Below are 11,665 nucleotides of genomic sequence, written 5' to 3'. Positions count from 1 at the left end.
CACCCGCCCCACGGCAAGCAGCCCCCTGCAACGCAGTCGAATAGCGCAAGCTATTCTACTTACTTATTTACTTACTTAGTCTTTATACTTTTCCGGAAAACACGTTCAAACTCACTACCACCAACCTGCACAAAAAAACCACCAGGAAAATTCCTGGCGGTTTCATTTCATTCTTCAGGCCGTTTTCGGCGACTGATTTTTCTTGCGTGCATTCATGTAATTCAAAGCAAAGATTCCGAGGACGATGATTAGGCCGATCGTATCCGTCAAGGTTTCGGGGAAGATCGTCATTAATGCCCCGATGCCGAGCAAGATTCGCGTCACGACATTCATGCGGGTCTGGAAATAGCCTTCTGCCGCAGCACTCAGTGCGATGATGCCGATAATCGCCGTGATGGTGATCATGATGATTTCGAGTATTGGTGGCAAGGCGAATTCTGTCGCATTGACGGCTACATCTGTCGTATCGATCATCAGCATCGCTGGATTGTAGACAAATAGATACGGAATGATGAACCCGGCAATCGCAAGCTTCAAGGCGTTGAAGCCGGTTCGCATCGGATCCCCGCCGGACACCCCGGCACCCGCAAAGGCGGCCAGTGCGACAGGAGGCGTGATGTTCGCGAAAATCCCGAAGTAGAACACAAACAAATGCGCAACGAGAACCGGGATGCCGAATTCAGCAAGCGCCGGTGCTGTCATGGTCGCTGTGATGATGTACGCCGGGATGGACGGCAAGCCCATGCCAAGCACGATCGATGCAAGCATTGTCAGGAACAAAGTCCAGAACAGGGATCCTGCACCGAACGCCGTGATGGCAGATGTCATGACCGTCCCGAAGCTTGTCAGGCTGACAACGCCGATGATGATCCCGACGACCGCACAGGCGATCATGACGGAAAGCGATTGGCGCGCGCCGTTTTCGAGCGCTTCAAGGATATCGCGTACGCCCATGCGCGTCGATTTGCGGAATGCCGCAACGACGACTGTCAGGACGATTGTGTAGAAAGCGGCATAAGCGATCGGCATGCCGGTGTAGAGCATGAACACAAGCCCTACAATCGGCAATAGCAAATGCCCTTTTTCTTTCAATACTTCTTTCGTGCGCGGCAAGTCAGCTTTCGGAATGCCGCGTAAGCTGTCTTTGCCGGCGCGGAAATGGACTTGCATGATGACGCCGAGGAAATACAGGACCGCTGGCAAGAGTGCAGCAAGCGCAATCGTGCCGTAAGCGATGCCTGTCGTTTCCGCCATGATGAAGGCACTGGCGCCCATGATCGGCGGCAATATTTGCCCGCCGACCGAAGCACTCGCTTCGACGGCGCCTGCGAAGTTTTTATTGTAGCCGATCTTTTTCATTAAGGGGATGGTGAATGCACCGGTTCCGACGACGTTGGCGATTGCGGAACCGTTGATGCTTCCCATGAAACCGGACGAGATGACTGCGACTTTTGCCGGCCCACCTTGCTTGGATCCGGCTAGCGCCATTGCCAAGTCGTTGAACAATTGGCCCATCCCCGATTTCGCGAGGAACGCGCCAAACAGGATGAACAGGAAGATGAATTGCAAGGACGCGGAAATCGCTGTCGAATACAAACCTTCCGTTTTCAAATACAGCTGGCCGAAAATATCACCGAGGTCAAACGGGCGCGTCATGAGCATATCCGGCATCCACAAGAAATGGCTGATGAACGGATAGACTAGGAACACGAGCGCGAGAATCGGCAGGATGATGCCGGTTACGCGGCGCGCTGCTTCGAGAACCAAGACAACGGTCGCGATGGCCATGATGATATCGAGCGTATTCGGAATCCCGCCGCGCGTCGTCATGATCGCATCATATTCATAGATTAAATACCCAGCGGTCGCCAAGCTGAATAAGAACAAAATCCAGTCATAGAATGGGATGCGCGTCTTGTCCTGCTTTTTGAATGCAGGATAGACCAGGAACACAAGCCCCATCCCGACTGCTACGTGAATCGAGCGCGCCTGAAGTGCAGGCAGTGGATTGAATGTCACCCATAGGTGATAAAGGGAATATGCGATGGCGATCGCCGCAATGGCAAAGACGATATTGCGGCTGCGCAATTTGCGGACTTTGGCGTCCACATCGTATTTCTCCAGCACTTCCTGGTTAACGTTTTTGTCTTCTTCGTGCGCCGAGACGCTCTCAACATCTAAATCCCGGTTGTCTTTGGTCATAATGTCTTCCCTCCTACATAATTCCATAAATGAATATAGTCGACCGAAATCTGGAACGTTTCATAATCATCGGCCAAGGCGTGCAGCGGGATTTCCCGGCCGCCTGCACGTATGACGGTCTGGGCATTTTCCGAAACAGTCAAATTCAGTTCTTCGAATTCCCGGTCGATCTGCATGTGGACGAATCCGTCATCCGATGGCAAAATCGTGCCATCTGACGGCACCCCTGCCCCGAATGTCTTGAAATGGGTTTCCGTCAACAGCAGCGTCTGTCCGTTGCGTTCGTAGTATTCGCGCCATTCCTCTTTTTCGACCGAATGGATCCACGATAATTCGCACCCGCTCGCCACCCGTTTCAAAGGCAATGACCGGCAGTTTTATCAGCAGGAAAAAAAGGAGCACCGCAATGAATGCTCCTCCCCCCCAAAGCTTTTTATTGTTCACTATAGTAGCGTTCAGCGCCTGGGTGCAATGGCGCCACTAGGCCTTCTTGCGCTTTTTCAAGCGTGATGTCGGTTGCTGCCTGATGGGAATTCCCGAGTGTTTCCAGGTTGTCGAAGAAAGTCTGCGTCAATTTGTAGACATCGTCTTCACTCATCTCTGAATCGACGATCAAAGCATTCATGATTGCTGCAGTCGGAACCGCTTCTTCGTTTCCGTACGTGTCTGCAGGGATTTCAAGTGCAACGAAATAGCTCTTGTCCTGTGCAATTTCCTCTACATCGGCAGGGTCAATCGACACCATGCGGATATCGAGTGTTTCAGAAAGCTCCAAAAGCGATGCGTTCGGCAAGCCGCTCGTCAGGAACGCCGCGTCCAATTGCCCGGCACGCAAGCCATCTGCCGCTTCTGCATAGCCGAGGTAATCAACTTCGATATCGTCATATGTAATGCCGTGTCCTTCAAGAAGCGTGCGGGCATTGACCTCAACGCCGGAGTTCTGGTCACCGACGGCGATGCGTTTGCCGACAAGGTCATCGAAAGTTTCAATGCCGGAATCCTCTGTCGTGACGATCTGCACATAGTTCGGGTAAAGCGCAGCGATTTGGCTGATTTTGTCTGTTGGCTCGGTGAAGCTTTCCTCTCCTTCAACTGCCTGGCTGACAACATCGCTCATCGTGAACGCCATTTCGATTTTGTCTTCCTTCATTAAGTTAACGTTTTCAACTGATGCGCCCGTTGTCTGTGTACGGGAGTTGACGCCGTACTCATTGCTGTAAACATCTGCAAGCGTAGAACCGATGATATTGTAAGGGCCGGATGCACCGCCCGTTGCGATCGTTACGATGTTCGATTCGAGGCCTTCTCCGCCGCCCTCGCCGCCGGATCCTGCTTCTTCACCGCCGCCGCAAGCTGCAAGCGTCATAGCGCCAGCGACTACAGTTGTGAAAGCGCTTAATTTATATTTGTTCATATGTTCTCCTCCTAATAGGTTTTTCACTATTATAAAGGACAATTTCCTTAAATAAAAGGCAATATTGCATATTCTCAGTTTTTATAAATTTTTTAGAATACTTATTCACCTAATGTATTCCATTATCAGTAAAATACTAAGAAATCCTTACTTATATTGGATTTCTTAATACATTCACTGCATATTAAAGGCTTCAGCCAATAGACGAACGGTGTCCATGCGCGCTTGGTGGCTGGCGATATTTGGGATAATAGTGATTTCGTCGGCCCCAAATTGTTCGGCGACGGTTTCGATTTGCTGCTTGACTTGTTCAGCCGTCCCGACAAGCATGCGGCCCCGGTTGCGCTCGACTCGTTCTTGTTCCGCTGCACTGAGGCGCCGCTTTTCAGCGGTCTCGACCGATGGGTAATACGGCGGCTGGAAATCGGATTCGACGAACAACAGCCATAAATCGAATGCTTTGGCGAGCTGTTCGGCTCGCTCTTCCGTCTCGCCCACAATGGCGAAAACGGCGATAGCAACATGCGGCTGTTCACGCAATCCGGACGGGATGAAAGTTTCCCGGTAGCGTGCAATCGCGTCGATTCCCGCTTTTTCAGGACGCGCGAAATGGGCATAGGCATAAGCCATGCCGCGTTCAGCCGCAAGTTTCGCTGAGCCTTCACCTGTCCCGAGCAACCACAGTTCAGGCGCTGTCTCTGTGAATGGTGTCGCTTTGTTCATGATCGGTGTCATCAGTGAAGTATTTCTCTAGGTCAATGAGTTGCTGGGCATAAGGGACGCGCTTGCCTTTTGATTCGTTGAGCGCTTGGTTGACGAGCCGGAAACTCGGCGACCGCCCGATGCCAAGGTCGATTCGGTTTGGGTGCAGCGCTTCAAGCAACCGGAAATTCTCCGCCACTTTATAGGCGCTGTAATGCGGCAGCATGACGCCGCCAGAACCGATACGCAGGCGTTCGGTGAGTGTCGCGAGATGCATCATGAGCATTTCCGGTGAACTGCCGGCCACTGAAAACACTTGATGATGCTCAGCGACCCAATAGCGCTTGTAGCCTGAGCGGTCCGCCAGTTTCGCCAATTCCGCCGTCGAGCGCAGCGCGGAAGCTGCCGTTTCGCCTTCATCGATCGGCGAGTAATCCAAAATATTCAAGACGGTCATACGTCCGCACCTCCTTTAACTCTCTATTCTTCATCATACCACTCGAGCACATAGAAAAAACGAACCGGGGTCTGCCAGTCCGCTTTATCCTATATAAAGCAATTAAAGTTAAGGTGGCTTTCCGAAGTTTACTGCCCGCTTTCCGTGGGCTCGCGCCCAAGCCTCCTCATCCGCTTCGCTCCTTGCGGTGTCTCGGTCGTCTCGCTGATCCACAGGAGTCGGGCAGACACTTCTCCAAACCACTTAGCTTCATCACTGAGTATTTTGATCTGGTAACAGTATCTACTCTTACCACGAGTTTCGACAGTAATTACTTCTTTAAAATAATTTAAAACGGACCAGGCTTTCCTGGTCCGCTTCCTTTATTCTACATTGAAATAACGCGCATCCGGGTGGGCGAAGACAATCGCCGATACCGATGCTTCCGGGTCCATCATAAATTCTTCCGTCAAGTGGACACCGATGTCTTCCGGTTTGATAAGGCCGAACAATTTCGCTTGGTCCTCCAGATTCGGGCAGGCCGGGTAGCCGAATGAGAAGCGCTGGCCTTGGTATTTTGCCGCGAACCGGTCGCGCATCGAGAAGTCCGTCGCGTCCGGGAAGCCCCATTGATCGCGAATTTCCTGATGAATGCGTTCTGCGAATCCTTCCGCGAGTTCTAAAGCGGTCGCCTGCAGTGCATGGCTCTCGAGGAAGCGCCCTGCCTCTTTCAAGCGCGTCGCTTCCGCACGCACCCCGTGCCCTGCCGTCACTTGCATGAATGCGACGTAATCCATCTCGCCGCTTGTGGTTGATTTCAAATAATCAGCTAGACAGAGGAACGGCGCTTTCGCTTGGCGCGGGAATGTGAAGCGCTCAATTTCTGTCTTGGCGTCTTTCGGGTCGTAGATGATGACATCGTCGCCTTCCGATTGCGCCGGGAAGAATTGATACATCCCGGCAGGCTTCAGTATTCCTGACTGGAGAAACTTCGTCGCGAGTTCGTGTAGTTCCACCGCCCGCGCGTCGCCTTGCTGCAACAGTTTGTCGCTATAGCCGCGCAGCCCCAAGTGATGGCCGATCAATGTGCGCATATTGACATACGGGTATAGATGCGCGACTGAATACTCTTTCGATACATGCCTGCGCAAATCGTTCGGCACGTAAACAGGTGCATCTTCGCGCACGGTCTTGACCGGCTTTTCCAAAATGGCGACAGCGCCTTTTTCGGCGCGCGCGGCATCTTGCGCTTGGCGCTTTTCCTGTTGGGCGCCGAGTTCTTCAAGCAAGACCGCTTTTCCCGCGCCGCTTTGCAGGCGGTTCGCGAGGTCCAGCCCTTGCATCGCGTCTTTGGCGTAAATGACCGGGCCGTTGTATTCAGCGGCGATTTTCGTTTCGGTAAAGCGCCGGGACAAGGCCGCACCGCCGACTAAAATCGGCACGTCGATATCCGCTTCACGGAAATCCTGTGCCGTCAGCACCATCTGCTTGGCGGATTTCACAAGCAGCCCCGACAAGCCAACAATATCCGGCTGTTCTTTACGGATCACTTCGATCAAGGCGGCTGGTGTCACTTTGATGCCGATGTCGATCACTTTAAAGCCATTGTTCGACAAGATGATGTCGACCAAGTTTTTGCCGATATCGTGCACGTCGCCTTTGACGGTCGCGAGAATGACTTTGCCTTTTCCGCTATCGTCCGCTTTCTTTTCCATAAAGCCTTCGAGATAGGACACGGCCGCTTTCATGACTCCGGCTGATTGCAGCACTTCCGCGACAATCAGTTGGTTGTCGTTGAACAAGCGTCCAACTTCCGCCATTCCTTCCATGAGAGGGCCGTTGATGATCTCGAGCGGGTCTTCGTACATCTCCCGCGCTTTTTCAAGATCAGGGACGAGTCCTTCTTTTGTGCCTTCGAGGATATAGTAAGCGAGGCGCTCCGGCACGGTATCCGGAATATCATCTTCGGTTTTTTCCTTTTTCTTATCGCGGTAGAAGTCCGTGAAGTCCGCCAGGTTTTTATCGGTCGTCTCGAACAACAACTCCTCCGCCATCTTCACTTCTTCCTGCGGGATCGACGCGAAGCGCTCAAGCTTCTCGGTGTTGACGATCGCGTAATCAAGCCCGGCTTGTGTGCAATGATAGAGATAAACGGCGTTCAGCACTTCGCGGCCGACCGGCGGCAAACCGAACGACACATTCGATACCCCGAGAATAGTTAAGGCGCGTGGCAGTTTTTCCTTAATCAAACGGATGCCTTCGACTGTTTCGAGTGCCGATCCGATGTATTGCTCATCGCCCGTTCCTACCGGGAACACGAGCGGATCGAAAATGATGTCTTCCGGTGCGAGTCCCCATTTTTCTGTCAGCAAGTGATACGAGCGTTCCGCGATTTCGAGTTTGCGTTCGCGTGTGACCGCCATACCGATTTCGTCGATTGTGCCGACGACGACCGAAGCGCCGTATTTTTTCACGAGCGGCATAACCGCATCAAAGCGTTCTTCTCCGTCTTCCAAATTGATCGAGTTGATGATCGCTTTGCCTTGGGAGAATTTCAGCGACGCTTCGATGACGTCTTCGTCCGTAGAGTCGATAACGAGCGGCACTTTCACTTTTTTGACGACTTCCTGCATGAATGCCGCCATGTCTTCAAGTTCGTCGCGGTCCGGGTTTGCCAGGCAAATATCGATGACGTGCGCCCCGTTCTTCACTTGGGCGCGGGCGATTTCCGCCGCTTCTTCGAACTTCCCTTCGATAATGAGCCGCTTGAACTTGCGCGAACCGATGACGTTCGTGCGTTCGCCGACAAATAGCGGACGCATCGACTCGTCGTATTCGAGCACTTCGATGCCGGACACCGCATGGCCATGGCTCGTTTCATTGCGCTCGCGCGGAGCTAGCCCGTCGACCGCTTCACGCACCGCTGCAATATGTGCTGGTGTAGTGCCGCAACAGCCGCCGACGACATTGAGCCAGCCTTTTTCAGCAAAGCCGCGCAGTTTTTTCGATAAGGATTCCGGCGTCTCGTGGTAATGCCCTTCTTCGTCGGGCAGTCCAGCGTTCGGATAGCAGCTGACATAGCCTGTCGACAATTCAGACAGCGAACGCAAATGATCGGTCATGAATTCCGGCCCTGTCGCACAGTTCAAACCGACAGAAAGCGGCTTGATATGTTCGATCGACACATAAAAGGCTTCAATTGTCTGCCCGGCGAGCGTTGTGCCCATCGGTTCAATTGTTCCTGAAATCATCACCGGCAATTCCACACCGGTTTCTTCAAAGGCATCGCGTATCGCAATCGTCGCCGCTTTGACATTGAGCATATCCTGGCTCGTCTCCAGCAATAATAGATCCGCGCCCCCTTCGATCAAGGCTTTCGCCTGCACCTGGAAATCGGCTTTCAATTCGTCGAATGTAATGCCGCCTGTTACCGACAAAGTTTTCGTCGTCGGCCCGAGTGCACCCGCAACAAAACGCGGCCATTCAGGCGTCGAATATTTCGCTTGGCTCTTTTTGGCGATTTCGACCGCTTTTTGATTGATTTCCGCTGCACGATGGCCGAGCCCGTATTCATCCAAAACGACTGGCGTGCCGCCGAATGTGTTCGTGCAGATGATGTCGGCGCCCGCTTCCAAATAAGCGTCGTGCACTCTTTCAAGCACATCTGGGCGTACGATATTCAAATATTCATTGCAGCCGTCGTATTCCTCGCCGCCGAAATCTTCTGCGGACAGGTCCGCGTTTTGGATCATCGTTCCCATTGCGCCGTCAATGATGAGGATGCGTTTTTCGAGCTGCTGTTCAATTAAATGTTTAGGCATAGGCACGATCGCTCGCTTTCTTTAAATCTAGTTGTCGGATGTGGCGAATCAATTCCACCGTCATGTCGTAGCGCACAAATGGCGTGATCAAATAAATGCCGTTGAACAGTTCCGCTGCGGTATCGATCAATTCTTTCGCGATCTGGATGCCTTCCGCGGTCGCTTTGTCCTTGTCTTCGCCGCAAGCCCGCATGCGGTCGAGCGCTTCTTCGGACAATTTGATGCCCGGCACTTCGTTATGCAGGAAGTCGGCGCTTCGTATGCTCGTCAGCGGCATGACCCCGAGGAAAATCGGCGTGTCCAGATGTTTGGTCGCCTCATGGATTTCGATAATTTTCTCTTTTGTATAGACCGGCTGCGAAATGAAATAATCCGCCCCGGCTTCGATTTTCTTCTCGAGCCTTTGAACAGCTCGCTCCACCACGCGGACGTTCGGGTTGAACGCGGCGGCGACCGAGAAGTTCGCTTTTTTCCGGAGCGGCTTCCCAGAAAATGAAATGCCTTCGTTGAGCTTTTTGATGAGTTGGATTAATTCCATGCTTGATACATCATAGACGCTGGTGGAGCCCGGGAAATCGCCGACTTTTGTCGGATCCCCTGTGACGGCGAGTATGTCGTGGATGCCGAGTGCGTCCAGCCCCATAATATGCGATTGCAGGCCGATCAAGTTGCGGTCACGGCACGTGATGTGCGCGAGAGGTCTGACATCCTGCTTATGCTTGAGGATCGAGCCCATCGCCATATTACTGATGCGCGGCGAAGCGAGTGAATTATCAGCCATCGTGATGGCGTCAATGCCCTCTGCGTCCAATGCTTTTGAACCTTCGAGGAATTTTTCGATATCCAAATGGCGCGGCGTATCGAGTTCGACGATGATGGTCCGTTCGGTTTTCGCTTTTTCGTGCAGCGGCTTGTCTTTCAGCGCCTCCGCTTCACGGATGACGATCGGCTTTTTCTCTTCGACTTTCTTTTCAGTGATCGGCTGCAAATGGCCGATGCGTTTTTTCACAGCTTCGATATGTTTTGGCGTCGTACCGCAACAACCGCCGATGAGGCGCACGCCTTCTTCGCGCAAAAGCAATGCCGCACGGCCGAAATAATCGGCTTCCGATTCATAGACGATTCGCCCGTCTTCGATATCCAATAGCGAAGCGTTCGGGTAAGCCGACAAAAAGGCTTTTTCCGGCAGTTCGACGCCTTCGAATGCCTGGATCGTATGGTGCGGGCCAAGACGGCAATTGACACCGACAATTTCCGCGCCGAGCGCATCCAATCGTTTCAACCCTTCGTTCAAGCTCATGCCGTTTTGGAGGATACCAGGCTCATGCATGGATAATTGTGCAATGAGCGGCGCGTCGGTCAGTTTCTTCAAGTGGCTGACGGTTGCCGCGAGTTCCTCGAAATCGTAATACGTCTCGAGCAATAAGCCGTCGGGGTCGCCCGATAATAAATGCTGGGCTTGCTGGTCAACCATGGCGACGATTTCATCAAGCGTCGCATCGCTTTTGCGGATGCCACGGATGCCGCCGATTGTGCCGACGACAAACTGCCCGCCGTCTTTTGCGGCTTTATTGGCGATGGCAATCGCCGCTTTATTGATCGCTTCGGTCTGTTCTTCGAGCCCGTAGCGCGCCAGTTTATGGGCATTTGCCCCGTATGTGTTCGTTTGAATGATATCCGCCCCGGCTGCAATATAGTCGCGGTGGATTTTCTCGATCACTTCTGGGCGCTGGATGTTCAATTCCTCGTTGCAGTATTCGATGCCGTAGGAGTACAACAGCGTTCCCATGGCACCGTCCGCCGTCAGCATCCGTTTTTTCAGTTCATCTAATAACATGATTCGTCCTCCTCTGTCTGATTTTGCCGTGCAGCTGCGGACGCATCGATATGAAAGAAAAAAAGCCTTCCATGAAAAAGAAGGCTTTACGATATCGGACTCGTTCCTTTTCATCTGCCAGGCGTGTGCCTGCTGGAATTAGCACCTGACCGCAAGCGGCTGGTTGCTGAAGCGTCATCGGGCCAGTCCCTCGACTTCTCTAGATAAGAATTCACTATGCAGTTTTCAGTATTCCCACATGATACCCCCTGCGGTGATTTGGGTCAAGGTGATTTATCAAAAAACAAAGAACTTTCTGTTACATTTCTGATCTCTACCAGGCATCCGGTACGCGCGGATTGAATTTAGCGGCTTCGACGGTGAATTTATACCAAGTGAAGGCTTGGCCGTCGATCATCCACGTGATGTCGATGCGCCGCGGGATTTCGATGCCGTCGACTGTTTGCCATTCATGCACTTCTGCGATGCACGGCAAGCGCTTGGCATCTTCCCCGACCTCTTTATAGCGCATCGCGCGCGCCCGCTTCATGCGCCCTGTTTCATCAAACTCGAAAGTCACATTGGCGGTCGACCCGTTATAGGTCATTTCCGCTTCCACGGAACGTTCGTTGCTGTTCAAAAAACGCACATATGGGCTGAATACTAGCCCAGGCAGCCAGGCCATCTCCATTAAAAAGCGCTGCAAAGCCGATTCATCGAGCTTGCCGTCGGGCATCGTCCGGTTGATCGGCACGAGCCCCGCAAAGCGAATGCGCATGCCCGCGCGGCCGTCCCGAAAACTGTCGGACCCTGCGACGAACAAACCATCCACTTTCATGCGCGCTTTCCAATAAAACGACGGCGGTTCAACAAAACTGTATTGCTCGGCGGTCGATTCGGTCCATTCTTCCTGGTCGGGTTTGGTTTTCATCCAGCCCACTTGCTTTACATAAACGCCCATCACTTGTTCGCGGCCGATTGCGCCGCTTGCTTCCAGCCATTTAGCGATTGGTTTTGGGAGATTGCCCGTTCTCGCTTTCTCCACTTCTCCGGCGTGACGGACTTCCGGCCACGTCGGCTTAACGAGCCGCGTCATGTCTTTGTATTTTCGGTAAGCTCCGAATACCACAAGTGATGTCAATGCTAAAACCGGCCATCTGCGTTTCATGCCACATACCCCTCTCCGATTTTGCTGCGCTATTATCCGTAAACTATTTCCATTGTAGTTTCTTTCGACACGGCAGCTGTTTTCCCTGCCTGGTGAAACAATAGAA

The 11,665-nt window shown here is 52.7% G+C and carries 8 protein-coding genes and 1 riboswitch; all 8 genes read right to left on the bottom strand.

Annotated elements, in window-relative coordinates:
• Nucleotides 1–174 precede the first annotated feature (174 nt).
• Nucleotides 175–2,202, bottom strand: coding sequence for a TRAP transporter permease (locus tag ON064_RS13900; protein ID WP_274625229.1), 2,028 nt, complete (start codon nt 2,200–2,202; stop codon nt 175–177).
• Nucleotides 2,199–2,552 carry a DUF1850 domain-containing protein gene (locus ON064_RS13895; protein ID WP_274625231.1) on the bottom strand — a complete coding sequence of 118 codons (354 nt, stop codon included), beginning with the start codon at nt 2,550–2,552 and terminating at the stop codon, nt 2,199–2,201. Before ON064_RS13895 ends, ON064_RS13900 begins: the two co-directional genes overlap by 4 nt.
• An 83-nt stretch (nt 2,553–2,635) precedes the next feature.
• Nucleotides 2,636–3,616, bottom strand: a complete 981-nt coding sequence (locus tag ON064_RS13890) for a TAXI family TRAP transporter solute-binding subunit (protein WP_121300321.1) — start codon at nt 3,614–3,616, stop codon at nt 2,636–2,638.
• Nucleotides 3,617–3,790: 174 nt separating this feature from the next.
• The gene (locus ON064_RS13885; RefSeq protein ID WP_274625228.1) at nt 3,791–4,351 is read right to left on the bottom strand and encodes an LLM class flavin-dependent oxidoreductase; all 561 of its coding nucleotides are present in this window, start codon (nt 4,349–4,351) and stop codon (nt 3,791–3,793) included.
• Nucleotides 4,302–4,775 carry an MsnO8 family LLM class oxidoreductase gene (locus ON064_RS13880; RefSeq protein WP_274625227.1) on the bottom strand — a complete coding sequence of 158 codons (474 nt, stop codon included), beginning with the start codon at nt 4,773–4,775 and terminating at the stop codon, nt 4,302–4,304. Before ON064_RS13880 ends, ON064_RS13885 begins: the two co-directional genes overlap by 50 nt.
• A gap of 362 nt (nt 4,776–5,137) precedes the next feature.
• Complete coding sequence (gene metH, locus ON064_RS13875) at nt 5,138–8,575, bottom strand: methionine synthase (RefSeq protein ID WP_274625226.1); 3,438 nt, start codon at nt 8,573–8,575, stop codon at nt 5,138–5,140.
• Nucleotides 8,568–10,415: a bifunctional homocysteine S-methyltransferase/methylenetetrahydrofolate reductase gene (locus tag ON064_RS13870; protein WP_274625230.1), complete on the bottom strand. Its 1,848-nt coding sequence runs from the start codon at nt 10,413–10,415 to the stop codon at nt 8,568–8,570. Before ON064_RS13870 ends, metH begins: the two co-directional genes overlap by 8 nt.
• A 104-nt stretch (nt 10,416–10,519) precedes the next feature.
• Nucleotides 10,520–10,622: riboswitch (SAM riboswitch) on the bottom strand.
• Nucleotides 10,623–10,725: 103 nt separating this feature from the next.
• Nucleotides 10,726–11,559, bottom strand: a complete 834-nt coding sequence (locus tag ON064_RS13865; RefSeq protein ID WP_274625225.1) for a DUF6920 family protein — start codon at nt 11,557–11,559, stop codon at nt 10,726–10,728.
• Nucleotides 11,560–11,665 lie beyond the last annotated feature (106 nt).

The sequence above is a fragment of the Planococcus sp. A6 genome (assembly GCF_028823615.1).
Lineage (GTDB): Bacteria > Bacillota > Bacilli > Bacillales_A > Planococcaceae > Planococcus.
Note: the sequence above shows the minus strand (reverse complement) of the source record. Positions and strands in the feature narration are given on the sequence as shown.

What these genes read in the sequence shown, in the direction of transcription:
- ON064_RS13900 (WP_274625229.1), bottom strand. Translation starts at nt 2,202, where the DNA reads ATGACCAAAGACAACCGGGATTTAGATGTTGAGAGCGTCTCGGCGCAC.
- ON064_RS13890 (WP_121300321.1), bottom strand. Translation starts at nt 3,616, where the DNA reads ATGAACAAATATAAATTAAGCGCTTTCACAACTGTAGTCGCTGGCGCT.
- ON064_RS13885 (WP_274625228.1), bottom strand. Translation starts at nt 4,351, where the DNA reads ATGACACCGATCATGAACAAAGCGACACCATTCACAGAGACAGCGCCT.
- ON064_RS13880 (WP_274625227.1), bottom strand. Translation starts at nt 4,775, where the DNA reads ATGACCGTCTTGAATATTTTGGATTACTCGCCGATCGATGAAGGCGAA.
- metH (WP_274625226.1), bottom strand. Translation starts at nt 8,575, where the DNA reads ATGCCTAAACATTTAATTGAACAGCAGCTCGAAAAACGCATCCTCATC.
- ON064_RS13865 (WP_274625225.1), bottom strand. Translation starts at nt 11,559, where the DNA reads ATGAAACGCAGATGGCCGGTTTTAGCATTGACATCACTTGTGGTATTC.